A 25589-nucleotide genomic window follows, 5' to 3' on the forward strand; every position below is an offset into this window, starting at 1 on the left:
GATGTTCGATTTGAATGAGCTGTACCTGTATACCAAGGTGGTCGAGTGTGGCGGTTTCGCATCGGCCGGGCGCGCGCTCGGCCTGCCCAAGTCGCGGCTGAGCCGGCGAGTCGCCAATCTGGAGGACCGCCTGGGAGTGCGCCTGATCCAGCGCTCCACCCGGCAGTTCGCGGTCACCGAAGTGGGGTTGGAGTACTACCATCACTGTATGTCGATGGTCGATCGGGCATTTGCTGCCGAGGACGCTATCCAGCGCAGCCGCGCCGTGCCCAGCGGCATTGTCCGGCTGGCCTGCAGCACCTCGCTGCTGGATGCACGCCTGGCGCCGATGCTTGGGCAGTTCATGGTGCAATGCCCGGCGGTGGAGTTGCTGGTGAAGAGCTACAACCGGCGGGTCGATGTGATCGGCGAGGGCTTCGACCTGGTCCTGAGCGTGCGCCATCAACCGCTGGAAAGCAGCGAGCTGGTGATGCGCAAACTGGCGCAGAGCCGCCAGTGCCTGGTGGCTTCGCCCGGCTTGCTGGCGCAGTACGACCGCCCTCTGCAGCCTGCCGACCTGTTTGAACTGCCCAGCCTTGGCTGGGGGGCGAATGTTCAGGAGTACGTCTGGGACCTGGACGGCCCCGAAGGCGGGGTGGCGTCCATTCGCTTCCGCCCACGGTTGGTCTCCGACGATATCGCGGTGCTGTACCAAGGCGCGCTCGCGGGCGTGGGCGTGGTGCTGCTGCCAGCGGATATGGTGAAGGATGACCTGGCCGCCGGGCGTTTGCTGAACGTGCTGGAGAGCTGGGTACCCAGGATGGGCGAGGTAATCGCCCTGTTTCCTTCGCGGCGAGGGCTGACGCCTGCAGTGCGGGAGTTGATCGACTTTCTTGCGGTGGCGTTCGAGCGGACGGCGTAGCGCCTTTGACCGGGCGCAGCGTTCACCAGGCAGAACGCTGCGGCGCATTTCATCGCCTACCGTCAGTTACGTCGGGCATCTATCATTCAAGCTTTGCAGCCTGTGCAGCAGGGTGGCCGCAGGCAATCGTCAATCAGGAGTTTCAATGTCAGAGCGAGCAATCCGCGCTTCGTTTGCAGGCGTGGCGTACCAGGTGAACGTGACAGATGGCCTGCACCAGTGGGCCAGCGATGTTGATGCGGCGGCAGGCGGCGGAGATGTCGGGCCGTCACCCCATGGGCTGTTGCTGTCATCCCTCGGCGCCTGCACTTCCATCACGGTTGCCATGTACGCACAGCGCAAGGAAATGCCGCTGCAAGCCATCGATGTGGATATCCGCATCGAGCAGGAACAACTGGGGCGCGAACCTCGGATCCAGATCGCTCGTGACATTCGCTTGAGCGGGCCGCTGAGCGAAGAGCAACGCACGCGCTTGCTGGAAGTTGCCAATGCCTGCCCCATTCACAAGGTGTTGAGCGGCGAAATCATCATCGCCAGCAAGCTGGTTGGATGAGGCCAGGCGCAGCGTTGCGCCTGCCGGCTGCCGGCTGCCGGCTGCCGGTTAGAGGAGCAGCACATGAGTACATGCGCCAACTATCCCTTGGCGGGCATGAGGTGCACGACGATGGCGACCCTCGACGCGAATCGGCGCCTGCTGCTTTGCCCGTTGGGGCTCGGCCTGGTGCTTGCGGCGCCTGCCCAGGCCGACAACGCCCTGGGCCAGAAGGACAACATCTTCACCGGTGTCAATGACCGGCAGGCCGTGGAACTGGGCATCCCGCCCGGTCTGGTCGAAGGCGCGCGCCTGGATGCGCTGGTGAGGAACTACTATTTTCAGCGCGATAACCACTCTGACCTGGTACCCCGCAACCCGACCGAATGGGCCCAGGGTTTTCTGTTTTCGTTCCGCTCGGGCTTCACCGATACGCCTGTCGGGTTGGGCGTGGATGCGCACGCCTTCCTCGGCATCAAGCTCGATGGCGGCGGTGGAAGTGGCGGCGCTGGCTTGCTCCCGCTGGACTCATCGCTCAAGCCGGGTGACACGTTTTCCAGTGCCGGCGCGGCGCTCAAGCTCAGGTACCTCGACACCTTGGTGAAGGCCGGCGACCAATTGGTCGAGAACCCGGTGGTGGCGAGCGGCACAAGCCGCCTGTTCCCGCAGACGTATCGTGGCGTCACCCTGAAGAACCATGGCATCGACGACCTGTGGCTGGATGCCGGGTTCGTGGAATCTACCCGGCTGCGCAACCAGAGCGGCCACTCCCACCTGGTCACCGCCTATGGCGCGCGCAACAGCGCGGGTGTGGCGGCGGACCGCGAAAGCCCTCATATCGGCTGGCTTGGCGCGGTGTATGGCCGGCCGCAAGGGCTGCAGCTGACCGTTTATGGCGGCCAGCTGGAAGACATCTGGAATCAGTATTACCTGGGGGTTTCGCAGGTGTTTCGGGTCAATGATGCGCTGCTGCTCAAACCCTACCTGCACTACTTCAAGACCCGGGACCAAGGGCGCAGCCAGCTGGGTGACATCGATAACGACACCTACAGCGCCGGTATCTCCGCGACAGCCTATGGCCAGACCCTGACCCTGGGCTTGCAGAAGGTCGACGGCCGAACGCCGTTCGACTACATCACGCAGAACGACCGTGTCTTCCTTTACCTGAGCAACTCCCAGCAATTTGCCGATTTCAACGGCCCCGGTGAAAAGTCCTGGCGCCTGCAGTACGAAACCAGCCTGGCGCCGCTGGGGGCACCTTCGCTGCAGTTCATCGCGGCCTATACCCGGGGCGAGGCCGACCTCACCCGTGTCGACCCAGCAAGCGTCGGTTATGGCTATATCTACAACCCGGACGGCAAGCACGCCAAGCACTGGGAACGCGACCTTGCCCTCAAGTACCAGGTGCCAGCCGGCCCGGCGAAGGACCTGTCGCTGACCCTGCGCTGGGCAACGCACCGCGAGGGTGATGGCTATACCGCGCCCGGCAATACCCGCGGCAACTCCAGTGCCGATGAATACCGCCTGATCGTCGATTACCCGATCAGCCTGTTCTGATCGCGTGATGTGCGTTGGCCACGACGCACAGGCCCGCTGAAGGGATGATGCTTGGTCATGCAAGCCAGCTCTCCTAGAACTGCACATAACTCGTTGAATTAGCAGGGCCCCTGTGGGAGCGGCTTTAGCCGCGAACACCGGCGTAGCCGGTGCCATGCACCGCGTTGGATTCTTCGCGGCTAAAGCCGCTCCCACAGAGTGACGCGGATTGCTTGCGAATTCAGTTCTCTACGCGACAGCGCAGCCGTACTTGTGGGAGCGGGCGTGCCCGCGAAGGGCCGCAAGGCGGCCCCGGCCTGACATCGGCCAGGCGCCGGCATAGCGCCGGTCATTCCCAGATATGTTCGGCCAGAAAGTCGATCAGGCTGCGCACTGAGGGCAACAGGCCGCGGCGGGAAGGGAACACCGCATGGACGATGCCGCAGCGCGGTTCCCATTGCGGGTTGAGCTCCACCAAGCGGCCGTTTTCCAGGTCCTGGTCAACCACCATGAACGGCAATTGCACGATGCCTACACCGTCAAGCGCCGCCTGCCGCAGTGCGCTCATGTCATCGGTGATGTAGCGCGGCGTGTGGCGGATTTCGGCATGCGCGCCGTCGGGCCCTTCAAGTTGCCAGATGTGGTCCCTGGGTGGCCCCCAATCCAGGCTCGGCTGCTCACCCAGGTGCTCTGGTTCGACGGGCAGCTGCAGCGCCAGCCGCTCCACCAGCGAGGGGCTCGCGACCAGCCGCTGCGGGCTCCTGGCCAGTGTGCGCATGACCAGGTCGCTGTCCTCCAGCGGCGGGAAGCGCACCCGCAGCGCCAGGTCGAGGCCTTCGCCCAATACATCCACACGGCGGTTGGTGGGTTCCAGGTGCACCTTCACTTTCGGGTTTTCGGCCATGAATCGACTGACCAGCCCGCCGACCCGGTAATGCAGCAGAGTTGTCGGGCAGCTCATGCGCACGGTGCCCTGGGGCTCGGCGCGGGTGCGTTCGACCACCCATCGGGCCGCTTCCGCTTCCACCAGCATGGCCCTGCAATGCTGGAAGAACTCCTGGCCCGTCTCGGTCACCGAAAAGTGTCGGGTGGAACGCTGGAGCAGGCGTACGCCCAGGCGTTCCTCCAGCTGCAGGACGCGCCGGCTGAGTGTTGATTTCGGAATGTTCAGTGCCCGCCCGGCCGGCGCGAAACCGCCGTGCTCGACGACTTGGGCGAAGTAATACAGGTCGTTCAGGTCTTCCATGTTCGATCGTTCACCAGATGGAACTCTGTGACCAATCTATCAGCTCTAGCGCATGCAGGGTGAGAGCACTAACGTTTCCAGATTGGCGTTGAAACATGAATGCCCACAGGAGACCTGGATGAGGCCTTATAGAAAGTCCGCTGCACTGTTGTCGCTGGCGACGACACTGGGCAGCGCAGAAGTCGTGGCCGATGCTGTCAGCCTGCCGCCGTTGCCGCTGGGCAACACCAGCTTCCTGGATGGGGTCGTACGGCCAGGCATGCTGTTCGAACTGCCGATCCAGCACTATCGCGCCCAGGACGCCACGGACAGCCACGGCAGTGCGGTGCCGGGGCGTCAGAAAGTGCACAGCACCACGGTGCTGCCGCACCTGGCCTACATCACCGAGCACAAGCTGCTGGGCGCCAACTACGGTATGGAAGTGCTGTTGTCGCTTGTGCACCTGGAAGTCGATATCGACAACGGCCCGGACGGTTCACGCACGCGCCAGGGCGACCTGATCTTCAGCCCGTTGCTCCTGCAATGGGCGCCGGTGCAACTGTTCGGGCGCCCGTACTGGCAGCGTTTGAACCTGGTGATCACCGCACCCACCGGGGATTACGACCGTGATGCCAGCATCAACGTCGGCAGCAACCTGTGGGTGGTCAGCCCGCACTACGCCTTTACCTGGGAGCTGACCGACCGGCTCGAGGTCAGTGGGCGCCTTCATTACGCCTGGTCGAGCCGCAACGAAGACCCGGCCAGGCGTTTGCAGGCCGACGATATCCAGCCCGGCGAGGCGGTGCACAGCAACTTCTCGGTGTCTTACGCAATCTCCGATGCCTGGCGGGTGGGCCTTGCCGGTTATCACCTGGAGCAGGTATCGGCCGACCGGATCGACGGCCACCGGCAGTCAGCGTCCAAGGAGCGCGTGCTGGCCCTGGGGCCTGGCGTGATGTACGGCAGAGGCAAGCAGGCGTTCTACGCCAACTTCTATGTGGAGCAGGGTGCAAGGAACCGGTCCGAGGGCAATCAGCTGACGTTGCGCTATCTGTTGCCCTTCTAGATCGGCACTGATTCGCCCGAATGAAAACCTGTGGGAGCGGGCAAGCCCGCGAAGGGCCGCAAAGCGGCCCCAATTGCCTAAACGACCGGCATTAGGCTACAGCCCGACTGCGTCAGCAACGGTAGGCGATACGCGCAGCTTGCAGAACCGCGCCTGGCGCAAGGCTTGCGCTGTACCTGTGGGAGCGGCTTCAGCCGCGAACACCGGCCAAGCCGGTGCCAGACACCGCGGTTGCGCAATGCCTCACTGCACCTCGCACGCTTCCTGCGAAGGCACACCGTAGGACACGTAGTACGCCAACCCCACGAAGATCGCCCCACCCACCGCATTCCCCAGGAACACGGCCACCAGATTCTCCACCAACTGCCCCCAGCTCAGGTAGCCGGCAAAGATCGCTGCGGGAATCAGGAACATGTTGGCTACCACGTGCTGGAAACCGATGGCGACGAACGCCATGATCGGGAACCAGATGCCGAGAATCTTGCCGCTCATTTCACGGCTGGCATACGACAGCCACACTGCCAGGCACACCAGCCAGTTGCAGCCGATTCCGGACACGAAGGCGTGGAGGAAGTCGGCGTTGGTCTTGCTGGTCGCAGCCGCCAACATCTTGTTCAGGTAGGCCCCCTCGGTCAGGCCCAGCAGATGACCGAAGCACCCGGCAACGAACAGTGCACCCAACAGGTTGGCGACGGTCACCAGCAGCCAGTTGCGCGCCACGGCGCCTGGGCCGATACGCCGGGCGAACATCGCCAAGGGCAGGCTCATCATGTTGCCGGTGAGCAGTTCGCCACCGGCCAGGATCACCAGGATCAGGCCGATGGGAAATACCGCGGCGCCCAGCAGTGTGCCGAACGAGGCCCACTGTACCGGGATCATGGTGCTGACGTGGATAGCCAGGAGAAACCCCAGCGAAATGAATGCACCTGCGAGAAACCCCAGGACCAGTGTCGCATGGGTGGATAGATGGGCTTTTTTGACGCCGCTCTCGATGACGAGCTCGGTGATACGGGTGGGGCTGTTGACGGACATTTTGCAAACTCGAACACAGTGACGGCGACGCAACTGGCAGGCACGCCGTGGTGGGGCTTGATCAGTACGGGGTAGGCTGCGCAGCTGGCGCAAAGGTGTAACGCGCACCTTTGGGCCAGCTGCGAAGAGGGCGGCAAGCTACATGAGGCAATTTGACGCGGTCAAATCGATGGAATGGATGAGCTGATAGACCGCGTCGATGAGGCCCGCAGGTCAGCGCTCGTAGATCAGCTTCCCGGCAAACCAGGTCTGCAGCACTTGGGTATCGCGCAGCGTTTCGGCATCGACGTCGAGCACGTCGCGGTCGACCACGATCATGTCGGCCTGCTTGCCGACCTTGAGCGAACCGATCTGCTGCTCCAGGCGCATGGTGCGGGCGGCGTTGAGTGTATAGGCCTGGAACATCACCTGGCGGTCGATGGCTTCAGCAGCGTTGAGCACACCTTTGGGCCCCTTGCGGCTGATGGCCTGGTAGATCGCCTGCCAAGGGTCCGGTGTGGTGATCGGCCAGTCGCTGGCGCCGGCAAGGGTGGCGCCATGCTTGAGCAGCGAACGGGCCGGGAAGGTGTGCATGAAGGCCATGGCGTTCACGTACGGCTTGACCAGCTCCATGTTCGATTGGTCGGCGCTGGCCCAGTACAGCTGCATTGCTGCAATCACGTCGAGCTGCTTGAAACGGGCGTATTCCGTGGGGTTGACCATCTGCAAGTGGGTGATGGAATGGGGGATGCCGCTGTGGCGATCACGCCGTGCCTGCTCGATGCCGTTGAGCGCCTCGCGCACGGCGCGGTCGCCGATGGCATGCACGTGCACCAGCCAGCCACGGGCGTCGGCGGCACTGACCAGCTCGCCAAAGTGCTTCGGGTCCAGCAGCAGTTCGCCGTGCTTGCCGGAGTTGCTGTAGGGCTCGAGCATCGCCGCCGTTTGCGCTGGCGCTTCGGCAACGCCGTCGGCAAACACCTTGATGCCCGGCAGGGTGAGGTTGTGCACGCCGAGAAATTGCCGGCGTACCTTGTCCAGTTCGTCCAGGTCGGCAGGGCGTGCCCTGGAATCGGCCATCAGCAGGGCGGCGACGTGGGCGGTCAGCTCGCCGCGCGCGGAGAGGTCCTTGTACACCGGCAGCACGCCCAGCGAATGGTTGTTCACATCGGCCCCCGGCAGCTCGTTGGCCAGCGGGTCCATCCAGCCGGTGATGCCTAGTTGCTTGTAGTGGTCAAGGGCCATGCGCCCTGCGCTCAGCAGGGTGGCATGGGGCAGCGCGGGCAGCAGGTCGGTCACCGGGTAGTAGCTGGCATCGGCGAGGAAACCGTTTGGGGTTCCGTCCGGATGTTGGCCGATGGTGTTGCGTGCCTCGGCAGGCAGGGCAGCGATGGTGTCGGCATCGATTGCGGCGCGCTTGAGCATGGCCTGGTTGGCCCAGCCGGTGTGCATGTCGTTGGCGGCGAACAGGATCGGTTGCTCGGCCCATTCGCCGTGGTTGAAGCGCTGTTCCAGCGCCGGAATGTCATTCCAGTAGGTGACCGGTACACCACCGACGACAAGGAACTCGCCGCGCACGGCCTTGCCGTCGCTGCGCCACTGGCGCAGGCGCCGTTCCAGTTCGTCCAGGGCAACCTGCTCGCCGGCGAGGTCGGCCAGCACCAGTTGCAGGCCACCCTTGATGGCATGCGAGTGGGCGTCGAGCATGCCCGGCATCAGCACCTTGCCGCCCAGGTCGATGACCCGGGTGCCTTCGGCCCTAAGGCGTAGCACGGCCTGATCTGAACCTACCGCGACGATTTTCTCGCCTTCGACGGCCACGGCCTGCTGCAAGGGCTGGCCGGGCTCGGCGGTGTAGACCTTGGCGTTGTGCAGGATCAGGTCCACTGCCGCGAAACCCGGCATGCAGGTGCAGGCCAGGCCGGCGCTGATTGCCATCTTCAGGAGCTGCTTCATGCTGTGCCTCGTTGTTGTCGTGATGGCGCCGCAGCCTAGCCAGGGGGGCAGGGCGGATAAAGGCGAGGGCAGGCACAACTTTTTTCGTGATGGGGAAAGAATCCCGAGCCCGTATTTGCCAGGCTGCAAGCAGCGGACCTTGCCGTGCCTATTCAAATCGGCGGCATTTGCGGGTTTGATAGGAGGGGCAGATACTCGCAACCCTCGCATCACTCCCACCGTTTGTGCCGAACAGGAAGAAACCATGGACAAGATGATGGCCCTGACCATCTTCGTCGCTGCCGCCGAACACGGCAGCTTCAGCCGTGCGGCCGAGCAACTGGGCAAGACGCCGTCTGCCATCACCAAGGCTGTTGCGCACCTGGAGAGCGAACTGGGCGTGCGCCTGTTCGAACGCACCACCCGGCGCATGGCGCTGACCGAGGCCGGTACCTTGTACCTGGAAGGCGCGCGCCAGGCGCTGATGCACCTGCAACGGGTGACCGAGGAAGTGGAGCAGTTGCAGCACGCGCTGCGCGGTACCCTGCGCATTACCGCGCCACCGTCGTTCGGCCCCGCGTTTCTCAACCAGGTGTGTTGCCGCTTCATGCGCGAGCACCCGCAGGTGCGCCTGGAGGTCAACCTCAACGATGCCAACGGAGACCTGATTGATGGCGGCTACGACCTGTCGCTGCGCGACGGCCCCACCGACCAGCCGGAGCTGATCGCCCAGCCGCTGATCGAGAACCGCGTGATCCTTTGCGCCAGCCCTGCCTACCTGGCCCAAAAAGGCGAGGCGATCACTCTGGAGAACTATGCCCAACACGACTGGCTGCTGTTGCGCCACCCGCTGCTCAACCGCAGCTTCTGGTGGATCGAACACGGCGGCCAGACGCTGCGTGTGCGTCAGCCCACCCCCCGACTGGTGAGCGACAACTTCGACTTCCTGCTGGCCTGCCTGCTCGATGGGCAGGGCTTGCAGTTCGTACCCACCTGGTGTGCCGCCCCCTACCTGGCCAACGGGCAGCTGGTGGAGGTGATGCCCGACTACTGGCGGGCGCTGAGCGCGTTCGGCCCGTGGGTGCACGTGCTGTACCTGCCGCACCGGCGCAATACCCGCAAGGTGCAGGCGTTCATTGCCTTGCTGCATGAGCACCTGCACGGGCAGGGCGCGCAGGCGCTGGCACGGGGCTGAGTTTTTCCATCGGGGCACAAAAGTTGTGCGGGTTGTGGCGATGATCGATTGGGGGACGCCTCGTTAGGCTAGCGGTGCTTGCCTGACCACCGCGGCCTGTACCAGGAGTTCCCCGCCTTGAAGATCCACACCCATGTCAGCGACATCCGCAATCCCCTCGAGCGTGGCCATCAGATTGGTGCGCGCTTCGCCGAGCAGATCCGTACCACCACTGCACTGTACCTGGGCTTTTTCCCGCGGGTTGGCGTGCCCTTGAGTGAGGCGCAGCGCATCGGCGAAAACAGCTTGGCAGCCCTGGAAGCCTGGAGCCCGGGCCTGGCCGCTGAAGTGGCCGGCATGGCCAGCGGTGCCGAGCTGCCGCTGTGGCAGCTGGCGAGCCTGAACGCCCGCACTGAAGTACTGGCGGCCCGAACCCGCCACAGCGAATGCTCCACCACCGTGCATGCACCCCGTGGCGCACGTGCGCCGCAGACCCTGCAGACCTGGGATTGGCATGACAGCCTGTGCCCCCATGGCCTGATGCTGGCGCTGCACACCGAGCGCGGCATGAACGTCAAGCTGTTCTGCGAGTTCGGCATGCTCGCCAAGCTTGGTGTGAACAGCGCGGGCCTCGGCCTGCACTTCAATATCCTCCACCACGCCAGTGACAACGACAGTGGTGGTGTGCCGGTGCACGCCATCGCCCGGCGTCTGCTGGAGGAGGCCAGCAGTGTCGAGGAGGCCATCGAGCTTGCTCGTTCGGCGCGGGTCAGTGCCTCCACCGTGCTGACAGTGTTCTCCCGCCAGGACCGCAGCCCGCGCGCGGCCAGCATCGAGCTGAGCCCCGCGCGCACTGCTTTGGTCCTGCCACGGGAAGACGGCTGGCTGCTGCACACCAATCACTTCCTCGACCCACAGCTGAGCCTGGGCGAGCAGGTCGCCGACCGTGCCGATACGCAATGCCGCCTGGGCCACCTCGAACAGGTGGTCGGCCAGATGGCCAGCGCTGACCTGCGTGCCCGGGCCGAGGCCATGTGCGGCGCCGAGGGCGACAGGGCGCCGATCTGCTTCCACCCGGACATGGCCATGCCCGATACCGAACGCTGGGAAACCTTGCTCAGCGTCGGCATCGACACCGAACGCTGTGCCCTGCAGTACGTGGCCGGCACGCCTGTGCAACTGGCCAAAGCCGGCTTCGACACTTTCTGAGCCAACCCGGTGCCGCCAGCTCAAGGCGGCGCCGCTGAACGAGAACAACAACAATGCATGCGCAACATTCCCGCCCTGCGTCATCCCGTTCCGCCTTGCGAACCTTCTGCGTCTCCGGACTGGGGACGGCGCTGGAGTTCTATGACTTCATCATCTACGGCACCGCCGCCGCACTGGTGTTTCCCCAGGTGTTCTTCCCGCAGATGGACCACCTGACAGCCACGTTGGTGGCCTTCAGCGCTTTCGGTGCGGGCTTTCTTGCCCGACCGTTGGGTGGCCTGGTGTTCGGCCACTTCGGTGACCGCATCGGCCGGCAGAAGGTACTGGTTGCCACCTTGCTGCTGATGGGCATGAGCACCTTCCTCATCGGCTGCCTGCCCGGCCATGCCAGCGTCGGCGTGGCCGCGCCGATCCTGCTGGTACTGCTGCGCCTGGTCCAGGGCTTTGCGGCTGGCGGGGAGTGGGGCGGTGCCGCGCTGTTCGGCATCGAGTCTGCGCCACCGGGGCGGCGCGGGCTGTGGGGTAGCTTCACAAGCATGGGGATTGGCGTGGGTGGCATCCTCGGGGCTGGGGTGTTCGCCATCGTCAGCGCGGCCTTTGACGACAACCTGGTCGATTTCGCCTGGCGCATCCCGTTCTGGCTGGGCGGTACCTTGGTGCTGATCGGCCTGTACGCGCGCCTGAAGGCACCGGCAGCGGCCACCACGCCCGTGACCAAACCTGAACATGCACCGTTGGCCGCGGCCCTGCGCCAACGTCCGCGGCAGCTGTTGCTGTGCACCGGGATCGCCTTCGGTTACTGCACCATTGCCTACATCGGCAGCACCTTCTTCCTGACTTACGCCACGCAGGTGGGCTTTGGCAGCACCGAGGCGTTGATGTTCGACCTGGCGATGTCGGTCGCCATCGTGCTGTCGGCACCGTTGTTCGGCTACCTGTCGGACCGTTTGGGGCGGCGCACGGTGATGTGCTTTGGCGCAGTGGCAATGGCCGTGGGGCTGTTCGTGTTCTTTTCCCTGGTGGGCATGAAGAGCTTCGCCATCGCCTTGTGCGCCTACAGCCTGACCGGCCTGCTGATGGGCGCGACCCAAGGGCCTATCCCGGCCTTCCTCGGCGAGCAGTTCCCGCGCAGCATGCGCTACTCGGGTATCTCGGCCAGCTACCAGATCGGCGCCGCGCTGGGCGGCGGCACCGCATCGAGCATCGCCACGGCCATCCTGATCCTCACCAACCATGACCCGTTGGGCGTGGCGCTGTATGGCGCGGGGGCACTTGCACTGGTTGCGGTGTGTTCGCTCATGCTGCGCGAGACATCGCGATTGAGCATGGCGCAGATCGATGAGGAGGTGCCGGGGCGCGTGGCGTCTGCGGCATTGGGCAGTCATTGAGGGTATTTGCGCTGCCTGCCATCACCCAGGACAAATTTGAGGGTGTTGGCAGGCTGGAGGCGACAGACGGGCTGCTGGCAGCGCGAGGCGATCGGAATGGGGCTGGCCTTGGCCTGACTGATGGCACTTCAGCCACGGCCACCTGCAAAACGAGATCTGCGAAACTGCGGAATAGAGCATTCAAAGTCACTTGCGAAGTTTGGATCCAGTTGCCGATAAAACTTTCCACTCGGTCAAATTACAACAACTTAGCAAACTAACTAACTTGATTTAGTGTACCGCCTGTCGGTCGTTTTGCTCGAGAAATGAACGATTTGGGTGACGCTGACTCCTATTTGCCAGCAGGTGCCTTCAATGTGATTGCACCTCGCGCCTTTCCCCCAGAACTTATGGACGTTCAACCTCATCGGCATCGCAGGGATGCTCATGGGGCTTTTTTTTTCCTGAATAGTGGAGCAATGCCATGCCCAACCGAGGCTCTTCGGGTGAGCCACCGTGTGTATTGAATAATGATCTGCTTTTTCATTTAACGATTCGAATTTGGCTTTGCCGCTGCGATTAAATCGTTCGCACGCCTATTGCAAGGTCATCTAGCGCTAACGCATTACGTGGAGAAAACGTCGTGGAGATTAATACAATTATTAGCCTGTTCGGGCAGAAAGAATCCATGGAGCTGGTGCGGTTGTCGGTGATTTACGTTCATTTACTGGCCTGTTGCATTGCCATCGGCCTGGTATTCGCCAGTGACGCCGAGATGGTCAGGAACTTGTTGAAAGGTCATAAAGAGGCCGGGCATGACAGTAAGCATATGACGAGCTTGCAGAAGTCCGTGGCCAATGCCCTGATATTCTTGTGGCTCACGGGCGCCGCAGTGATTGGAATTGACTACCTTGATAAAGGTATGAACTATTTTGCCAATCCGAAACTTCAAGCGAAGGTCATTATCGTCATGTTGCTGACCTTCAATGGCATGCTGTTGCATCGTTATGTATTGCCTGCCCTGCTCAAGGCGGGCAACTTGCTGGATCTTAATTTTGGCGTGCGGATGTTCGCACTGTTCTCCGGCGCACTGTCGGGTGTGTCCTGGTTGTATGCGGCGATGCTGGGCGTTGGCCGGCCACTGGCCTGGAAATACTCGCTGACCGAGTTGCTGCTGGCTTATCCGGTACTGATCCTGCTTGGCTTTGCCATGATGGCTGCCCTGACCCAGTGGGCACGCAAACGCAGCCAGGCCGAACCGGTTCCGGCGCCTGTCTGGCGGCTGGCTGGCATTCCTACCTGATTGCCTGAATAACGCTTCAATTACGCCGCGAACCGGGAAACCTGGTTCGCGGCGAGCTCGTTTCATGGGCAGCCTCTGGGCGGTTCGGCTGGCGGTTGGTAAAGGCCCGAAGTGATGTGTCGCCTGATCTGGCCTCTTCGCGGGCGCGCCCGCTCCCACAAGGTCCCGCGCAGTTCTGTGGGATATCGCCCGGTCCTTTGGGCTGCGCTGTCGCGTAGAGAACTGAATCCGCAAGCAGTACGCGTACCCTGTGGGAGCGGCTTTAGCCGCGATGAATCCAACGCGGTGCATGGCACCGGCTGCGCCGGTGTTCGCGGCTAAAGCCGCTCCCACAGAGTCCCCGATGATTCAATGAGTTATGTGCTGTTCTCCCCATCCGCTGACGGGTCAGGCGCGAACCAATAGAAATATCGCCGGTAGCAGTTGCCCATCGTCAGGCGGCAGGCCGCCTGCAATGGTTTTTTGCGCTCGTTGCAGCGTGGTGGCGATGGTGATTTCCGTTCGCGACTCGATACTCGGATTTGAACGTCGCTGCATGGTTGAGGCTCTTAATGCAAAGGACACCGTGAGGGCTCCCTTATGAGCATTGAACGCAGTATCCCTGAGCTCGAGGCCTGGTACGCCCAGTACGACGACATCAGTTACCGCCGTGAGTCGCCGGATGCCTACCACCATGAACTGCTGCGCACCGCCGAGGCTTTGCGTGACGATGGCGCCATCGATTGGGACGACTGGCTGGCACTCAAGGCATTGGCCGATGACGCCCATGTGCGTGCTGTGGAAGATGCCGTGCAGGCCCACGTCAGCGACCCCGACGCATGAAAGCGCTGAAGATTGCCACGTTCAACATCAACGGCATTCGTAGCCGGCTGCCGGCACTGCTGGCTTGGCTGGAGCGGGAAAAGCCCGACATCGCCTGCCTGCAGGAACTCAAGGCGGCGGATCAGCAGTTTCCTCGCCAGGCGCTCGAAGCGGCGGGTTATGGTTGCCTCTACCAAGGGCAGCCTTCGTGGAATGGCGTGGCCATTCTGGCGCGGGGCAGCGAACCGCTGGAAGTACGTCGTGGCCTGCCTGGCATGGAGGACGACAACCAGAGCCGCTACCTCGAGGCAGCGGTGCAGGGCGTGCTGGTGGCATGCCTGTATCTGCCGAACGGCAACCCGCAACCGGGGCCGAAATTCGATTACAAGCTCCGCTGGTTCGAAAGCCTGATCGCCCATGTGAAAGGGCTGCATGACAGTGGTCATCCCGCGGTGCTGGCGGGTGATTTCAATGTGGTGCCTACCGACATGGATATCTACAACACGCGCTCCTGGATGAAGGATGCGCTGCTGCAGCCCGAATCACGTGCGTGCTACCAGAAACTGCTGAATCAAGGCTGGGTCGATGCCATTCGTCATCTGTATCCGGACGAACGCATCTATACCTTTTGGGATTATTTCCGCAACCACTGGGCCCGCAACGCCGGGTTGCGTATCGACCACCTGCTGCTCAACCCCGAGCTCGCGCCTTACCTGAAGCGGGCTGGTGTCGATGCCTGGGTGCGTAACGAACCCAAGGCCAGCGACCATGCACCAGTCTGGATCGAGCTGAGCACGCGTCGTCGGCCGTAGGGCAGTTCGAGCGAACCTTCAACTACCGGAACTACCGCTGGAGCCCGAACCACCGGAGCTTCCTGTCCCGTTGCCGCGTTCCGATCCATTGCTGTCACTACCCGATCGGTCGGTAGTGCCATCGCCACCGGTATTGTCAGTATCATTGCTATCGGTGCCGCCAGAGCCCGACCCCATGGCATCCGCAGGCGTGCCGGAGCCGGTCGCTCCGCCTTGGCCGTTCATGTGCCCACTGTCATGCGGCTGCGTGCCAGGAGCACGCTGATCGTTCAGGTCGGTGGCTGCCAGCACCACAGGTGCGCTGACCCCCAGGTACAGCGCGAGCAGTAACGAATGAGGCTTCATGATCTTCATGGCGATACTCCGTTGCGGGTTGGTCACCTTCTGTTCGGCCTGCATTACCCACGGCCGTGCCGTGAAAGCGACGGAATGCTTCGAGCGCTGACATGCACGGGGGCGGGTTACCCCACGTGAATACTTTGAGGCCCGCGCTTCGATTCCTCTGGCAAGGCCGTGACCTTGATCGCGCGTACCGGTACGGCGAATTTTGCACCCACCTTCGAGAAGCGCTCGAGCAGGTGGAAATTGATCGCTTGCTGGATGTCCATGTACAGGTTGTAGCCGGGGTCCTTGACGATATACACGCACTCGAATTCCAGCGCCTCCTTGCCGAAGCCGCGCAGGTGGGCACGGTCGAAGCGCACCTGCTGCTGTGCCTTGATCGCTTCCTCGACAATGGCGGGTGCTTTCTTCACGGCCTCGGTTGGCGTGTCGTAGGACAGGCCGAACTCGAACACGATCCGTCGTTCCTGCAGGCGCTTGTAGTTCTGGATGGTGCTGCTGATCATGCTGGCGTTGGCCATGACGATCTGCTCGCCGCCCAGGCTGCGGATGCGTGTGGTCTTCAGCCCCACGTGCTCCACCGTGCCGGCCAGGGGGCCGATGACGATGAAGTCGCCCACCTCGAACGGCTTGTCGACGGCGATGGATAGCGAGGCGAACAGGTCGCCGAGGATGTTCTGCACGGCCAGTGCAACGGCGATACCGCCTACCCCCAGGCTGGCGACGAAGGCGGTGATGTTCACGCCCAGGTTGGACAGCATCGCCAGCAGCACCACTGACCACAACAGCACCCGCGCGCCCCATGCCGACAGCGTGGCCAGCGCGCTGCCCTGGTTCAAACCGTCGGTGCGATGCCGGGCGAAGTAGCGACTCAGGCCCAGGCCGATGGCGCGGTTGGCCCACAGCCCGATCTGCAACGCCGCGACCACGAACCACAGGCTACCGACGCGGGTCAGCCAGCGCTCGGGCAGGTCGAGCATGCTCAGGCCCACCAGCAGCGAGGCAAGGAACAGCAGAAAATTGCTGGTCCCGGCGAGCACCTTGGCCAGCACCTGGCTGAGCGCGCCGTCATGCTCGGACCAGCGCCTGACCCGATGCAGCATGAAACTGATGGCCGCCCGCGCCACGAGGAATGTCAGCAGCGCTACCGTCAGTGCCAGCAACAAATTGAGAACGGAAACTCCGAACAGTGTGGTATCGGTGAACAAGGCGATGATGCGATCACTCATGAGACACTTGCCTCCTTGCGCAGGATTGGGTGACTGGGGGAGCGGCATTGCCGGCGAAGCAGGCAACGCCACTCGTTAGGTGAGCCTCAGCCGTCGGACTGCTCCTCTGGCGGCACCTGGCCTTCGGGCCAGTCGGGCGCTTGCTGCTCCTGTTCCTGTTCAGGCACAGGCTCGCCTGGGTTGTGGGGAACTTCGTCCACGTACGGGTCGGGTGTGTTGGGTTCGATCATGGTCTGGCTCCTCGCCGTTGGGCTTTCAGGCATGGAACCGGGCTTTCAGCCCGACTCCACGGCAGTGTTTTTCTTCCAGCCTCGCAGGTTCATGGCGCACAGGCAGCCCTGGAGGAGGATCAGCGCCCAGGCTTGCGCCTGCCACCCCCAGGCGGCCCACAGCACGTTGCTGGCAATGAAGCAGCAGAAACCCAGCTTGCGCCGGCCTGGGCGCCGTGAGCCGATGCACCAGGCGGCAAGTACCGTCAGGACCATGGCGGGCCATTCAAGAAAGTCGATCCAGGCCTCCATCACGCGGCACGCTGTTCGCCCTTGAGCAGTTTCTTCTGCGCTTCCATGGCCTGGCCGAGCTCATCCAGTTCCTGCTTGCCCAGCAGCTTGCGGGCGGTCGGGAACAGCTCGCTTTCTTCCTCCTCGATATGGTGTTCCAACAGTTCCTTCATCACCTTGACCCGCCCGGCGAACTCGACGGTACCGGTCTCGGTTTGCAGCAGGTCCGGCAGCACCAGCGAGTCGACGGTGCGGTGCTCTTCCTTGGCTTCGTAATACATCTTCGCTTCTTCCTTGCCGCCGGCCTGCTTGATGGCCGGGTACAGGAGCTCTTCTTCCAGGGCGGTGTGGATGCTTACTTCCTGCTTGATGCGTTCGAGCAACTCGGCGCGCTTCTTCACTGCGCGCTCAGTGGTGGAGGACAGTTCCTCCAGCAGCTTCTTCACCAGCTCATGGTCCTGGATCAACAAATCGATAGCGTTCATGCGACACCTCTTCGGGGCTGGAAAAATCACGATTGCCTTCGATGGAGTAGGGCCCGCGCGCCAAGGTTCAAAGCGGATGATCAACGTACTGGTTTCGCGAAAGGCTGCACCCACAGGGAACCACGCAGGTTGCACCGGTGCGACAGGGTCATTCCTGCGGGATGATCGAGATCTTGCCGTTGCGCTCGACGATGGCGAACTTGATCTGCCCGACGCTTTCGATGCCCTGGCTGTCCCGCGCCGATTCGAGAATGTCGTCTTCGGTCAGCCGTGCCCGCCGCATTCGGTGGTGGAGAAAGCGCCCGTGATCCACGACCAGTGTCGCGTGGCCGTCGACCAGCCGGGCCAGGCGCTTGGAGTTGAGCTTGGCCAGCGACAGGCCGACATCCAGGACGATCAGCGTGGCGATCACCAGCATGGCGTTGGTGAACGAGAAGTCCTCGCCGAGCAATGCCTGCTGGGTTGCTTCGCCGATGATCAGCAGCAGGACGAAGTCGAAGGTGGTCAAGTCTGCCAGCGAGCGCCTGCCAGCCACGCGAAACAGCAGCATCAGCGCGATGTACATGCCTGTCGCACGGAGAATGGAGTCCATGTCGCGCTCCTACGGGTAAAGAAAGGTCGAGAAATGCACTGTGCTGTCCGGGCCCGCGCTGACAACACCTTCGAGAGTACCGACGTATTCGCTGCGCAGGGTGAGGTAGAGGGTGGCGATACCCTCTTTGCTGGTGCCGAGCTGGAGCAGAAGCGACCTGCCATGGGAACGCGACACTTGCGGCTCTGGCTGCAGCGTTTCGATGCTGGCTTCGCGTAGCAGGGTCCCCCCGAGCAACAACATCACAGGCTCCCCGGCAGTACCGCGAACCGTGATGCGCAGGTTGTCGGTGGTGCCGCTGCGGCTGAGGCGCTGATACTCCACATGCACCCGGCCGTCCTCGCTCATGACCTGGGCGTCACTGAGCGGACCGTTGCCGAACAACCCGGCCAGGCCCAGCAGCACGACCAGCACCAGCGCGTACCATCCCACCCGTTCGAAACGCCAGACCCGCTGCTGCATTCGCATGTCTTCTTCGACGGGGTGGTGCCTTGAAGCCAGCTCGTCTTCGTCCATGCTCGTAGCCCCTCACGTAGCCCTCAGGCGCGCTCACCGCGCAGCCAGCGTTGGTGGTAATGGGCCAGGTGCGACAAGCCGAAGAGCGCGCCCTGGCGGATTACCTCCGCGCGCTCGCCAAAAAAGCGCTGGCTGCGAGTGAACACGGCCAAGGGCTCGCCGGCAAAGGCCCAGGCAAAGCACACCGTGCCCGGGGCGATGGCACCCTGCGGCTCCGGCCCGGCGACACCCGTGCTGGCGATGGCGACGGTGGCGTCGCTGTCTTTCAATGCGCCGAGCGCCATCTCCCAGGCGACCGCCTCGCTGGTCAGGCCGTAGCGTTCGATAGTCTGCGGGCTGACGCCGAGCAGACGTTTCTTGGCACTGGGCGAGTACACCACGTAGCCGCTTTCCAGTACCTCGCCGGTCCCCGGCACTGCTGCCAGCAGCGCAACCATGGCACCGGCCGTGCACGATTCTGCGGTGGTCAGTACCAGCTTGTGGGCCTTGAGGTAATCAAGGGCCTCGAGTACGGGGTCGGTCGTCATGGATAGTCACTCGTGCATTGTCTTGTGGTGGACGTGTTTCCTGCGGGATTGGTTCATTGCTTGTGCCACCGATCAATGGCGGGGAAAGCTTCCTGAACTTTGTTCCGCTTGCCGGCTTCCTCTAGGTAGGAGGGCGGCGGTGCGGACCTCGCGCTGCTGCCGGAACAAGCAGAGGAGAAGCGATCATGACCGAGCCTGTGACGTATTTCTGGATCGCTGTGGCGGCGATCATTGTGTTGCTCGATCTGTGGGCCATCGTCAGTGTTTTCCGCAGTGACAAGAGCGATGTGACGAAGGCGATGTGGGCACTGTTGCTGTTGGCGCTGCCCATTGTCGGCCTTGCCATCTGGGGCGTGCTTGGGCCGCGTGGAATCAAACGCGGTACCGGGCCGTCGTCGCCTGAACATAGCAAGGGGTAGGAGGGGAAATGAAGAAAGAATCGGATGCACCTCGCAGCGGAACCCAAGGTGAAGAGGAACGGGACAATGATGCGCAGCGTCCTGATGGGTCAACTGGCACGTCCCATGATTCCACTGCGCAGAAAACAGCTCGTGATGAAACGCAACGCAAGCGGTCCGCGTAACCTGTGGGAGCGGCTTTAGCCGCGAAGAATCCAACGCAGTGCATGGCACCGGCTGCGCCGGTGTTCGCGGCTAAAGGCGCTCCCACAGGTTCCCTGCTAATTCAATGAGTCATGGGCAGTTCGATCATCGCTGTATCCCCCCGAATGCATGGTCAGGTCCCAATGTACCGGCGGCAGCGCCCGGCACTAGGATGACCTTGCGGCAGTCGTCCTGCTTCTGGTCGAACAACTTGTAACCTAACGCCGCTTCTTCCAGGGCCAGACGGTGGGTGACGATCAGTTCCGGTTCCAGGCGCCCGGCCTCGATATGTTCGAGCAGTTCAGGAAGGAATTTCTGCACGTGGGTCTGGCCCATCTTGAACGTCAGGCCCTTGTCGAAGGCATCACCGAACATGAAGGCGTGGATAAAACCCGCATAGACTCCAGGCACGCTGACCACGCCGCCCCGGCGCACCGCGGCGATGCTCTGGCGCAGCGCCTTGCCGCTGCTGCCCTCGATCTTCAGCGTGGTCAGTACCGTTTCGGTGGTACTGCCCTTGGCCTCGAAACCGACCGCGTCGATGACGGCGTCCACGCCGCGCATGCCTGGGGTCAGGCGGATGATGCTGTCGGCCGGGTCATCATCCTGCTCGAAGTTGATCGGCACCACACCATAGGCGTCGCGAGCGAACGCCAGGCGGTAGTCATTGTCGTCGACCATGAAAATGGTCTGGGCGCCCAGCATGCGCGCGCAGGCTGCGCTCAGCAGGCCGACTGGCCCGGCGCCATAGATGGCTACTGTCGAGCCGGGGCCGACCTGCGCATTGGTAACGGCCTGCCAGGCTGTTGGCAGGATATCCGAGAGGAACAGCACCTTGTCGTCCGGCAGGGCGGTAGGCACCTTGAACGGGCCGACGTTGGCCTTGGGCACCCGCACGAAATCCGCCTGGCCGCCGGGCACGCCGCCATACAGATGGCTATAGCCGAACAGTGCGGCCCCGGGCGGGATGCCTTTCTTGTTGATGATTGCACCGCGGCCGGTGTTGGTGGTTTCGCAAGCGGCAAACTGGTCGAGTTGGCAAAAGAAGCAGCTGCCGCAGGCGATCACGAAGGGAATCACCACGCGGTCACCGACCTGCAGGTTGGTCACCCCGCGGCCGGTATCTTCGACGATGCCCATGAACTCGTGGCCGAAGATATCACCCGGCTCGGTCTGTGGAATCTTGCCATGGTAGAGGTGCAGGTCGGAGCCGCAGATGGCGGTAGCGGTGACCCGGAGGATTATATCGTCCTCGTCCTGGATAAGTGGGTCGGGGACATTGTCGACCCTGACGTCCTGGGTTCCGTGGTATGTCAGTGCTCTCATTGGTTCATCTCCTGGGGCCGGGTGGTCTATGCAGGGGAAGCCAAGGAGGGAGGTAAAGTTCAGGTGGAATCATCCATCGGTAATTTTCAGTGCTACTGGCCCCACCAACATCATGAAGAACTGTCGTTGAGGTGACATGGCAACAGGTGAAGCCGGCGCCCGGAGGAAACTTTAGCTGCCCTGCGAGGCTCAACCGTGCTCAAGCCGAGCGTAAAACCATGAACAGGAATCCAGCATTGCAAACAAGCTTTGCCCCTTCGGCCACGCCACGCCAAGCCGCGGGCTTGCTGACATCTGCCATGTTGCTGATGCTTGCCTCGGGGGTTGCGCCGCTTGATCGTGCGGATTGGTGGCTCGAAAACGTTTTGCCGCTGGCGCTTCTGCTCACCTTGGCTGCGACCAGCCGTTATTGGCGCTTTTCTCGGCATGCTTACCTGGCAATCGTGGTGATGCTGGCGATTCACGAGCTAGGAGCGCATTTTACCTATGCCAAAGTCCCCTATGACGCTTGGCTGCGTGCGCTTACCGACCACTCTCTGAATGCCTGGATGGGCTGGCAGCGCAACCAGTTCGATCGTCTGGTGCATCTGAGTTACGGCCTTTTGTTCGTCCTGCCGATCAGGGAGCTGCTCCAGCGCCAGGCCCGGTTGCGAGGTGGTTGGTTGGCGTTGTGTACCGTTTCCTTCGTCCTTGCCACATCGGCGCTGTACGAGCTGCTGGAGTGGATAGGTGGCCAATACCTGGGTGATGACCAGGCACAAGCCTTTCTCGCGACCCAGCAAGACCCTTGGGATGCACAAAAGGACATGGCCCTGGCTTTGCTTGGTGCACTTGTCACCTTGTTGATCCAGCGGTTTGGGGCAAGCAAGGTCTGGGGCAGAAGGGTAGTGAGTTTGGAGGGGGAGCACGGGTGACGGGTAGAAATAAAAGGCTTCTCCACCACTGGAAAGGCTTTTTGCAATCAGCCTGTGACCGTTGAAAAACCCTTAAGTTTCCATCGGGAAAACAATAACTTGGAGAATTTTTCCAAGTCGTGTCACTCGTCGGATTTCCATTGTAAGCCCCTGTCCAGAGCCTCAGGATCGCCTCCGTATCCCTCTGAGGCTTTCACAAATGAAGTACTCCTCGATTCTGTTGTTGTCACTTGGCCTGCTTAGCGGCGTTGCGTCGGCAGGCGGCAATACCGGAGCAGGTATAGGTGGCGCATTGGGTGGAGTATTGGGCTCGGTAGTCGGTCAGTCGATCGGCGGCAGCACCGGCTCGGCAATCGGCGCCGGCCTGGGTGGCGCGGCCGGTGGTGCGGTGGGTGCCGACAAGCACAGCCGTGGCGAGGCGGCCATTGGCGGCGCACTGGGTGCAGCTGGCGGCAACGTGGTGGGTCGCAAGATGGGCGGCACCACTGGCAGCATGATCGGCGCAGCAGCCGGTGGCGGTGTGGGTGGTGCCTTGGGCAACCACATGGGCCGGGAATACGATGACGAGAGCGGGCATCGCTACCGGGATTATGACGACGATGACGACGACCGGGGCTGGCGCCGTCACCGCCACGACCGTGGCCATCATTATGGCTGGCGCAACAATCACCGCTACGACGACTGATCCCCGCGTTACTGGCCCATCGCCGGGCTGGCCGCAGCTGTCACTCGGCTAGGCATCATGCGTGCTCTGCTGTAGCCACTCCCTCGGGCTTGCACCCACCTTGCGGCGAAAGGTGCGGGCCAACGCAGACGGGCTTTCGTAGCCGACCTCATCGGCAATCAGGGCGATGGGGCGGCCTTCGCGCAGCCGTTTCTGGGCAAGGCTGATTCGCCAGTTCGCCAGGTAATCGGCAGGGGTGATGCCCACGGTCTCGCGAAAGTGCGCAGCAAAGCTCGCGCGCGACATGCCTGAGCGGTCAGCCAACTCTGCCACGGTCCAATTGTGCTGTGGCTCGTTATGGATACCCACGAGCGCACGGGACAGCTGTGCATTGGCCAGCCCGGCCATCATCCCCGAAGCAATGCTGCGGCTGGCGATCAGATGGCGAAGTAGCTGAATCACCATCAACTCGAACAGCCGATTGAGAATGACATCCCGTCCACACTCGTCGCCGAAGGCTTCTTCGAACAGCCATTCGAGGGTGCCATCGAGGCCCTGCAATTCGCGCAACGGCTTGATGATGAAGTCCGGCAAGGCCTGGGTCAGCGGATTGTTGGCGCCACCATCGAACTGCAAGGTGGCGCACACCAACTCCGCTTCGTCTGCTTCGATCGCCAGCAACTGATGCTCCTGCGGACGTACCGCAAGTATCAGGCTTGGCTCCGCCAGCTCCATGAGCTGACCACGTTTGTCACTGAAGGTCAGGCGACCCGAACGAAGCAGGTGCGCGTGGCCGGAACTTTGCTGCCCATGAAAGCGGGTCGTTCCACAAAAATCACCGTGGTGGAAGGTAGACGCATGCAGGTTGAAGTGCTTGAGCAGTGTCGATAGTCGGTCCATGGGGCGCTCAGGTTTGGACGATCGGTTGCATAGATTCGACGATCTGAAGCCGAAAGGATAGTCGTCTTCCCTAGTATTGACTCCAGGCTTGATCGACAAGCTGGTTAATCACCCTACTGGAGAAACTACCATGACTCGTATCGCTGCTCTCTCGCTGGACCAGGCCCCTGCTGGCTCGCGCACTGCCCTTGAAGGCATTCAGAAAGGCCTTGGTTTCATACCCAACGCCTTCAAGACCCTGGCTCACTCCCCAGCCGCTCTCAATGGATACCTGGGCCTCGCCCAGGCTCTGGGCAAGAGCTCACTGAGCGCCGCGGAGCGTGAAGTGGTTGCGCTTGCCACCTCGGAAATCAATGGTTGCGACTATTGCCTGGCCGCACACAGCTTTTTTGGTGCCAAAGCCGGCTTGAGCGATGAGGCCATTAGCCAGGCGCGTAGTGGCACGCTCAGCGCGGTCGCCGCGCTGGCGCATCAGATCACCGAAAGCCGCGGCCAATTGAATGACGATCAGGTCGCCGCAGCACGCGAGGCTGGTCTCAGCGATGGCAAGATCGTGGAGGTGGTGGCACAGGTCACGCTGTTGACCCTGACCAACTACCTGAACAACATCTCCACCACCGATATCGACTTCCCGCCGTTGGCACACTAGGAGGGCAACCGACATGAACCAGGTGACAATCTATACCACCCAACACTGCCCTTACTGCGTGAGCGCCAAGCGACTGCTGGCGCACAAGGGGGTCAGTGCCGTGGAAATCGATATCGAGGCTTCGCCGAACCATCTGGCCGAGATGCTGCTGCGATCCAGGCGCAGGACCGTGCCGCAGGTCTTTGTGGGGAGTGTCCATGTGGGAGGTTTTGATGATCTGAAACGCCTCGATCAAAAGGGCGAGCTCGAAGCACTGCTCAGTGCCTGAAGGGCTGATTCAGCGATATTTGCCTTTGGCCGTTAGCCGCCCTTGGCAAGGGCAGCTAACGGTTCAAAGCGGTCACTTGCGATCCCTGTTTCACCGACGCTTCGTTGCACTCGTCGATGATCAGCACTGAGCCGCAGCAACCTGCTTGCGTTCACCCATGGGAGAGACGCCGAAGAAACGGCTGTAGCATTTGGAGAAATGCGCCGGCGAAACGAAACCACAGGCAAGGGCGATATCCCGTACTTGCGATTCGCTGTGCAGTAACAGTTGTCGGGCGCGCGACAGGCGTAATTCAAGGTAGTACTGGCTAGGGGTACTTTGCAGATGCTTGTGGAACAGGCGCTCCAACTGCCGAACTGAGATGTCGTTCAACTGCGCCAGTTCCTCCAGGGTCACAGGGTCTTCGAGATTGGCCTCCATGATGCTGACTACCTGGCTGAGCTTGGGTTGGGACGTCCCTAGCCGCTGTCGCAGGGGCACGCGCTGGCGTTCCTGCGAACTGCGAACGCGGTCGCACAACAGCAATTCGGCCGCATGTTCGGCAATCTCTCGCCCGCCGGGTTCGCGTGCGATCAGTTGCAGGCACATGTCCATTGATGCCACCCCACCCGAGCTGGTGTACCGGTCACGGTCAAGTTCAAACAACTGGCTGGAAATGATGATCCCGGGAAAGCGCTCTTTCAGCGCTTCGATATCTTCCCAGTGGATGGTGCAACGGTAACCCGTGAGCAGATTGGCACGCGCCAACAAATGGCTACCCGTGCAAATGCCACCCAATGCCACTTGGTCATGGGCGAGCTTGCGCAGCCAGTTCAGGATGGCGCGGGTATTGTGGTCGGAGACGATGGGGTTTGGCCCTACCACAAACAGCATGTCCAGCTTGGGCGCATCCTTGATGGTGTATTCAGGCAGGATGCGCATGCCGTTGCTGGCGCTCACCGGCTCCATGTCGGCGGCGATGATCAGTGTCTGGAACATGGCCCTGCGCGCAGCAAGGTTAGCCATGCGCAAGGTCTCCACCGCAGAGGCGAACCCGATGGTGGTGAAATTGGGGATCACCAGAAACCCGACGATCTTGGGTGTGGGGGCATCGACAGGGTAACCCGTGGCCAGCGGGGAGGATCTCGGCGTAGCCATCAATACGACTCCTACAATGCAAGATGACGTGTTCAGCGCCTGTCTCCCGATACAGGCAATTTTTTG

At 62.3% G+C, this 25589-nt stretch carries 31 protein-coding genes; 16 read left to right on the forward strand and 15 right to left on the reverse strand.

Annotated elements, in window-relative coordinates; translation table 11 throughout:
* The first annotated feature begins 1 nt into the window (after position 1).
* The 3 genes from ABIB24_RS00975 to ABIB24_RS00985 all read left to right on the forward strand — a co-directional run bounded on the left by ABIB24_RS00975 (position 2) and on the right by ABIB24_RS00985 (position 2990).
* Complete coding sequence (locus tag ABIB24_RS00975) at positions 2 to 901, forward strand: LysR substrate-binding domain-containing protein (RefSeq protein WP_274078535.1); 900 nt, start codon at positions 2 to 4, stop codon at positions 899 to 901.
* A gap of 145 nt (positions 902 to 1046) precedes the next feature.
* Positions 1047 to 1454 (forward strand): OsmC family protein, encoded by a 408-nt coding sequence (locus ABIB24_RS00980; RefSeq protein WP_085616138.1) that lies wholly within the window; start codon positions 1047 to 1049, stop codon positions 1452 to 1454.
* A 111-nt stretch (positions 1455 to 1565) separates the two neighbouring features.
* The gene (locus ABIB24_RS00985) at positions 1566 to 2990 is read left to right on the forward strand and encodes an OprD family outer membrane porin (protein ID WP_354315982.1); all 1425 of its coding nucleotides are present in this window, start codon (positions 1566 to 1568) and stop codon (positions 2988 to 2990) included.
* A 328-nt stretch (positions 2991 to 3318) separates the two neighbouring features.
* Here the strand turns inward: ABIB24_RS00985 and ABIB24_RS00990 are convergent, their stop codons facing one another.
* Positions 3319 to 4215, reverse strand: a complete 897-nt coding sequence (locus tag ABIB24_RS00990) for a LysR family transcriptional regulator (protein WP_046613870.1) — start codon at positions 4213 to 4215, stop codon at positions 3319 to 3321.
* A gap of 118 nt (positions 4216 to 4333) precedes the next feature.
* On the opposite strand from ABIB24_RS00990, the gene ABIB24_RS00995 reads away from it, so the two are divergent.
* Positions 4334 to 5260, forward strand: a complete 927-nt coding sequence (locus ABIB24_RS00995) for a SphA family protein (RefSeq protein ID WP_354315983.1) — start codon at positions 4334 to 4336, stop codon at positions 5258 to 5260.
* 243 nt (positions 5261 to 5503) lie between these two features.
* Here the strand turns inward: ABIB24_RS00995 and ABIB24_RS01000 are convergent, their stop codons facing one another.
* Positions 5504 to 6292 (reverse strand): formate/nitrite transporter family protein, encoded by a 789-nt coding sequence (locus ABIB24_RS01000; protein WP_025339522.1) that lies wholly within the window; start codon positions 6290 to 6292, stop codon positions 5504 to 5506.
* A gap of 213 nt (positions 6293 to 6505) precedes the next feature.
* On the reverse strand, positions 6506 to 8227 hold the full coding sequence (locus tag ABIB24_RS01005) for an amidohydrolase (RefSeq protein ID WP_354315984.1): 1722 nt from the start codon (positions 8225 to 8227) through the stop codon (positions 6506 to 6508).
* Positions 8228 to 8471: 244 nt separating this feature from the next.
* On the opposite strand from ABIB24_RS01005, the gene ABIB24_RS01010 reads away from it, so the two are divergent.
* The 4 genes from ABIB24_RS01010 to ABIB24_RS01025 all read left to right on the forward strand — a co-directional run bounded on the left by ABIB24_RS01010 (position 8472) and on the right by ABIB24_RS01025 (position 13259).
* Positions 8472 to 9401, forward strand: coding sequence for a LysR family transcriptional regulator (locus tag ABIB24_RS01010; RefSeq protein WP_354315985.1), 930 nt, complete (start codon positions 8472 to 8474; stop codon positions 9399 to 9401).
* 117 nt (positions 9402 to 9518) lie between these two features.
* Positions 9519 to 10589: a C45 family autoproteolytic acyltransferase/hydrolase gene (locus ABIB24_RS01015; protein ID WP_286101889.1), complete on the forward strand. Its 1071-nt coding sequence runs from the start codon at positions 9519 to 9521 to the stop codon at positions 10587 to 10589.
* Positions 10590 to 10642: 53 nt separating this feature from the next.
* Positions 10643 to 11977, forward strand: a complete 1335-nt coding sequence (locus tag ABIB24_RS01020; RefSeq protein ID WP_289514722.1) for an MFS transporter — start codon at positions 10643 to 10645, stop codon at positions 11975 to 11977.
* 667 nt (positions 11978 to 12644) lie between these two features.
* Positions 12645 to 13259: a hypothetical protein gene (locus ABIB24_RS01025; RefSeq protein WP_038409376.1), complete on the forward strand. Its 615-nt coding sequence runs from the start codon at positions 12645 to 12647 to the stop codon at positions 13257 to 13259.
* Positions 13260 to 13646: 387 nt separating this feature from the next.
* Here the strand turns inward: ABIB24_RS01025 and ABIB24_RS01030 are convergent, their stop codons facing one another.
* Entirely contained in the window at positions 13647 to 13796 is a 150-nt protein-coding gene (locus tag ABIB24_RS01030) for a hypothetical protein (protein ID WP_354315986.1), read from the reverse strand.
* 42 nt (positions 13797 to 13838) lie between these two features.
* On the opposite strand from ABIB24_RS01030, the gene ABIB24_RS01035 reads away from it, so the two are divergent.
* Both ABIB24_RS01035 and xth read left to right on the forward strand, forming a co-directional pair.
* A complete protein-coding gene (locus ABIB24_RS01035) occupies positions 13839 to 14081 on the forward strand; it encodes a hypothetical protein (protein WP_274078458.1) in 243 nt (80 codons plus the stop codon).
* Positions 14078 to 14872: an exodeoxyribonuclease III gene (gene xth / locus ABIB24_RS01040; protein ID WP_025339516.1), complete on the forward strand. Its 795-nt coding sequence runs from the start codon at positions 14078 to 14080 to the stop codon at positions 14870 to 14872. Before ABIB24_RS01035 ends, xth begins: the two co-directional genes overlap by 4 nt.
* Positions 14873 to 14890: 18 nt before the next feature.
* Here xth and ABIB24_RS01045 read toward each other — a convergent pair whose 3' ends face one another.
* From ABIB24_RS01045 to ABIB24_RS01080, 8 genes are all read right to left on the reverse strand, one after another.
* On the reverse strand, positions 14891 to 15226 hold the full coding sequence (locus ABIB24_RS01045; RefSeq protein ID WP_274078457.1) for a hypothetical protein: 336 nt from the start codon (positions 15224 to 15226) through the stop codon (positions 14891 to 14893).
* Positions 15227 to 15333: 107 nt separating this feature from the next.
* Positions 15334 to 16443 carry a mechanosensitive ion channel family protein gene (locus tag ABIB24_RS01050; protein ID WP_013972203.1) on the reverse strand — a complete coding sequence of 370 codons (1110 nt, stop codon included), beginning with the start codon at positions 16441 to 16443 and terminating at the stop codon, positions 15334 to 15336.
* A gap of 86 nt (positions 16444 to 16529) precedes the next feature.
* The gene (locus ABIB24_RS01055) at positions 16530 to 16673 is read right to left on the reverse strand and encodes a hypothetical protein (RefSeq protein WP_155951623.1); all 144 of its coding nucleotides are present in this window, start codon (positions 16671 to 16673) and stop codon (positions 16530 to 16532) included.
* A 45-nt stretch (positions 16674 to 16718) separates the two neighbouring features.
* Positions 16719 to 16964 carry a hypothetical protein gene (locus tag ABIB24_RS01060; protein ID WP_025339513.1) on the reverse strand — a complete coding sequence of 82 codons (246 nt, stop codon included), beginning with the start codon at positions 16962 to 16964 and terminating at the stop codon, positions 16719 to 16721.
* Positions 16964 to 17428 (reverse strand): PA2171 family ribosome-binding persister protein, encoded by a 465-nt coding sequence (locus ABIB24_RS01065; protein ID WP_025339512.1) that lies wholly within the window; start codon positions 17426 to 17428, stop codon positions 16964 to 16966. Before ABIB24_RS01065 ends, ABIB24_RS01060 begins: the two co-directional genes overlap by 1 nt.
* Positions 17429 to 17576: 148 nt before the next feature.
* Positions 17577 to 18020: a DUF421 domain-containing protein gene (locus ABIB24_RS01070; protein WP_004376294.1), complete on the reverse strand. Its 444-nt coding sequence runs from the start codon at positions 18018 to 18020 to the stop codon at positions 17577 to 17579.
* 9 nt (positions 18021 to 18029) lie between these two features.
* Positions 18030 to 18536 carry a hypothetical protein gene (locus ABIB24_RS01075; RefSeq protein WP_075045506.1) on the reverse strand — a complete coding sequence of 169 codons (507 nt, stop codon included), beginning with the start codon at positions 18534 to 18536 and terminating at the stop codon, positions 18030 to 18032.
* A 23-nt stretch (positions 18537 to 18559) separates the two neighbouring features.
* Positions 18560 to 19063: a CinA family protein gene (locus ABIB24_RS01080; RefSeq protein ID WP_274078453.1), complete on the reverse strand. Its 504-nt coding sequence runs from the start codon at positions 19061 to 19063 to the stop codon at positions 18560 to 18562.
* A gap of 185 nt (positions 19064 to 19248) precedes the next feature.
* Here ABIB24_RS01080 and ABIB24_RS01085 point away from each other — a divergent pair, with 185 nt between their 5' ends.
* Positions 19249 to 19482, forward strand: a complete 234-nt coding sequence (locus ABIB24_RS01085) for a PLDc N-terminal domain-containing protein (protein WP_004376302.1) — start codon at positions 19249 to 19251, stop codon at positions 19480 to 19482.
* An 8-nt stretch (positions 19483 to 19490) separates the two neighbouring features.
* Complete coding sequence (locus ABIB24_RS01090; protein ID WP_354315987.1) at positions 19491 to 19646, forward strand: hypothetical protein; 156 nt, start codon at positions 19491 to 19493, stop codon at positions 19644 to 19646.
* Positions 19647 to 19770: 124 nt separating this feature from the next.
* On the opposite strand, the gene ABIB24_RS01095 is transcribed toward ABIB24_RS01090, so the two are convergent.
* Entirely contained in the window at positions 19771 to 20991 is a 1221-nt protein-coding gene (locus ABIB24_RS01095) for a zinc-dependent alcohol dehydrogenase (RefSeq protein WP_354315988.1), read from the reverse strand.
* A gap of 218 nt (positions 20992 to 21209) precedes the next feature.
* On the opposite strand from ABIB24_RS01095, the gene ABIB24_RS01100 reads away from it, so the two are divergent.
* Both ABIB24_RS01100 and ABIB24_RS01105 read left to right on the forward strand, forming a co-directional pair.
* Positions 21210 to 21905, forward strand: a complete 696-nt coding sequence (locus ABIB24_RS01100; RefSeq protein WP_286918229.1) for a DUF2238 domain-containing protein — start codon at positions 21210 to 21212, stop codon at positions 21903 to 21905.
* Positions 21906 to 22104: 199 nt separating this feature from the next.
* On the forward strand, positions 22105 to 22590 hold the full coding sequence (locus ABIB24_RS01105) for a glycine zipper domain-containing protein (RefSeq protein WP_013972210.1): 486 nt from the start codon (positions 22105 to 22107) through the stop codon (positions 22588 to 22590).
* 48 nt (positions 22591 to 22638) lie between these two features.
* On the opposite strand, the gene ABIB24_RS01110 is transcribed toward ABIB24_RS01105, so the two are convergent.
* Positions 22639 to 23469: an AraC family transcriptional regulator gene (locus tag ABIB24_RS01110; RefSeq protein WP_286918228.1), complete on the reverse strand. Its 831-nt coding sequence runs from the start codon at positions 23467 to 23469 to the stop codon at positions 22639 to 22641.
* A gap of 130 nt (positions 23470 to 23599) precedes the next feature.
* Between ABIB24_RS01110 and ABIB24_RS01115 the strand changes: the two genes are divergently transcribed.
* Both ABIB24_RS01115 and grxC read left to right on the forward strand, forming a co-directional pair.
* Positions 23600 to 24118: a carboxymuconolactone decarboxylase family protein gene (locus tag ABIB24_RS01115; RefSeq protein ID WP_286918261.1), complete on the forward strand. Its 519-nt coding sequence runs from the start codon at positions 23600 to 23602 to the stop codon at positions 24116 to 24118.
* 13 nt (positions 24119 to 24131) lie between these two features.
* Positions 24132 to 24386 carry a glutaredoxin 3 gene (grxC, locus tag ABIB24_RS01120; RefSeq protein ID WP_015270068.1) on the forward strand — a complete coding sequence of 85 codons (255 nt, stop codon included), beginning with the start codon at positions 24132 to 24134 and terminating at the stop codon, positions 24384 to 24386.
* 120 nt (positions 24387 to 24506) lie between these two features.
* Here the strand turns inward: grxC and ABIB24_RS01125 are convergent, their stop codons facing one another.
* Complete coding sequence (locus tag ABIB24_RS01125; RefSeq protein WP_015270069.1) at positions 24507 to 25523, reverse strand: GlxA family transcriptional regulator; 1017 nt, start codon at positions 25521 to 25523, stop codon at positions 24507 to 24509.
* Positions 25524 to 25589: the final 66 nt, after the last annotated feature.

It is taken from the genome of Pseudomonas sp. UYEF17 (assembly GCF_040546125.1).
Classification (GTDB): Bacteria; Pseudomonadota; Gammaproteobacteria; order Pseudomonadales; family Pseudomonadaceae; genus Aquipseudomonas; species Aquipseudomonas putida_Z.

What these genes read in the sequence shown, in the direction of transcription:
- ABIB24_RS01045 (WP_274078457.1), bottom strand. Translation starts at nt 15,226, where the DNA reads ATGAAGATCATGAAGCCTCATTCGTTACTGCTCGCGCTGTACCTGGGG.
- ABIB24_RS01055 (WP_155951623.1), bottom strand. Translation starts at nt 16,673, where the DNA reads ATGATCGAACCCAACACACCCGACCCGTACGTGGACGAAGTTCCCCAC.
- ABIB24_RS00975 (WP_274078535.1), top strand. Translation starts at nt 2, where the DNA reads ATGTTCGATTTGAATGAGCTGTACCTGTATACCAAGGTGGTCGAGTGT.
- ABIB24_RS01050 (WP_013972203.1), bottom strand. Translation starts at nt 16,443, where the DNA reads ATGAGTGATCGCATCATCGCCTTGTTCACCGATACCACACTGTTCGGA.
- ABIB24_RS01010 (WP_354315985.1), top strand. Translation starts at nt 8,472, where the DNA reads ATGGACAAGATGATGGCCCTGACCATCTTCGTCGCTGCCGCCGAACAC.
- ABIB24_RS00980 (WP_085616138.1), top strand. Translation starts at nt 1,047, where the DNA reads ATGTCAGAGCGAGCAATCCGCGCTTCGTTTGCAGGCGTGGCGTACCAG.
- xth (WP_025339516.1), top strand. Translation starts at nt 14,078, where the DNA reads ATGAAAGCGCTGAAGATTGCCACGTTCAACATCAACGGCATTCGTAGC.
- ABIB24_RS01110 (WP_286918228.1), bottom strand. Translation starts at nt 23,469, where the DNA reads ATGGACCGACTATCGACACTGCTCAAGCACTTCAACCTGCATGCGTCT.
- ABIB24_RS01125 (WP_015270069.1), bottom strand. Translation starts at nt 25,523, where the DNA reads ATGGCTACGCCGAGATCCTCCCCGCTGGCCACGGGTTACCCTGTCGAT.
- ABIB24_RS01085 (WP_004376302.1), top strand. Translation starts at nt 19,249, where the DNA reads ATGACCGAGCCTGTGACGTATTTCTGGATCGCTGTGGCGGCGATCATT.
- ABIB24_RS00985 (WP_354315982.1), top strand. Translation starts at nt 1,566, where the DNA reads ATGGCGACCCTCGACGCGAATCGGCGCCTGCTGCTTTGCCCGTTGGGG.
- ABIB24_RS01000 (WP_025339522.1), bottom strand. Translation starts at nt 6,292, where the DNA reads ATGTCCGTCAACAGCCCCACCCGTATCACCGAGCTCGTCATCGAGAGC.
- ABIB24_RS01060 (WP_025339513.1), bottom strand. Translation starts at nt 16,964, where the DNA reads ATGGAGGCCTGGATCGACTTTCTTGAATGGCCCGCCATGGTCCTGACG.
- ABIB24_RS01080 (WP_274078453.1), bottom strand. Translation starts at nt 19,063, where the DNA reads ATGACGACCGACCCCGTACTCGAGGCCCTTGATTACCTCAAGGCCCAC.
- ABIB24_RS01105 (WP_013972210.1), top strand. Translation starts at nt 22,105, where the DNA reads ATGAAGTACTCCTCGATTCTGTTGTTGTCACTTGGCCTGCTTAGCGGC.
- ABIB24_RS01075 (WP_075045506.1), bottom strand. Translation starts at nt 18,536, where the DNA reads ATGGACGAAGACGAGCTGGCTTCAAGGCACCACCCCGTCGAAGAAGAC.
- ABIB24_RS01090 (WP_354315987.1), top strand. Translation starts at nt 19,491, where the DNA reads ATGAAGAAAGAATCGGATGCACCTCGCAGCGGAACCCAAGGTGAAGAG.
- grxC (WP_015270068.1), top strand. Translation starts at nt 24,132, where the DNA reads ATGAACCAGGTGACAATCTATACCACCCAACACTGCCCTTACTGCGTG.
- ABIB24_RS01100 (WP_286918229.1), top strand. Translation starts at nt 21,210, where the DNA reads ATGAACAGGAATCCAGCATTGCAAACAAGCTTTGCCCCTTCGGCCACG.
- ABIB24_RS01020 (WP_289514722.1), top strand. Translation starts at nt 10,643, where the DNA reads ATGCATGCGCAACATTCCCGCCCTGCGTCATCCCGTTCCGCCTTGCGA.
- ABIB24_RS00990 (WP_046613870.1), bottom strand. Translation starts at nt 4,215, where the DNA reads ATGGAAGACCTGAACGACCTGTATTACTTCGCCCAAGTCGTCGAGCAC.
- ABIB24_RS01095 (WP_354315988.1), bottom strand. Translation starts at nt 20,991, where the DNA reads ATGAGAGCACTGACATACCACGGAACCCAGGACGTCAGGGTCGACAAT.
- ABIB24_RS01065 (WP_025339512.1), bottom strand. Translation starts at nt 17,428, where the DNA reads ATGAACGCTATCGATTTGTTGATCCAGGACCATGAGCTGGTGAAGAAG.
- ABIB24_RS01025 (WP_038409376.1), top strand. Translation starts at nt 12,645, where the DNA reads ATGGAGCTGGTGCGGTTGTCGGTGATTTACGTTCATTTACTGGCCTGT.
- ABIB24_RS00995 (WP_354315983.1), top strand. Translation starts at nt 4,334, where the DNA reads ATGAGGCCTTATAGAAAGTCCGCTGCACTGTTGTCGCTGGCGACGACA.
- ABIB24_RS01005 (WP_354315984.1), bottom strand. Translation starts at nt 8,227, where the DNA reads ATGAAGCAGCTCCTGAAGATGGCAATCAGCGCCGGCCTGGCCTGCACC.
- ABIB24_RS01035 (WP_274078458.1), top strand. Translation starts at nt 13,839, where the DNA reads ATGAGCATTGAACGCAGTATCCCTGAGCTCGAGGCCTGGTACGCCCAG.
- ABIB24_RS01070 (WP_004376294.1), bottom strand. Translation starts at nt 18,020, where the DNA reads ATGGACTCCATTCTCCGTGCGACAGGCATGTACATCGCGCTGATGCTG.
- ABIB24_RS01030 (WP_354315986.1), bottom strand. Translation starts at nt 13,796, where the DNA reads ATGCAGCGACGTTCAAATCCGAGTATCGAGTCGCGAACGGAAATCACC.
- ABIB24_RS01115 (WP_286918261.1), top strand. Translation starts at nt 23,600, where the DNA reads ATGACTCGTATCGCTGCTCTCTCGCTGGACCAGGCCCCTGCTGGCTCG.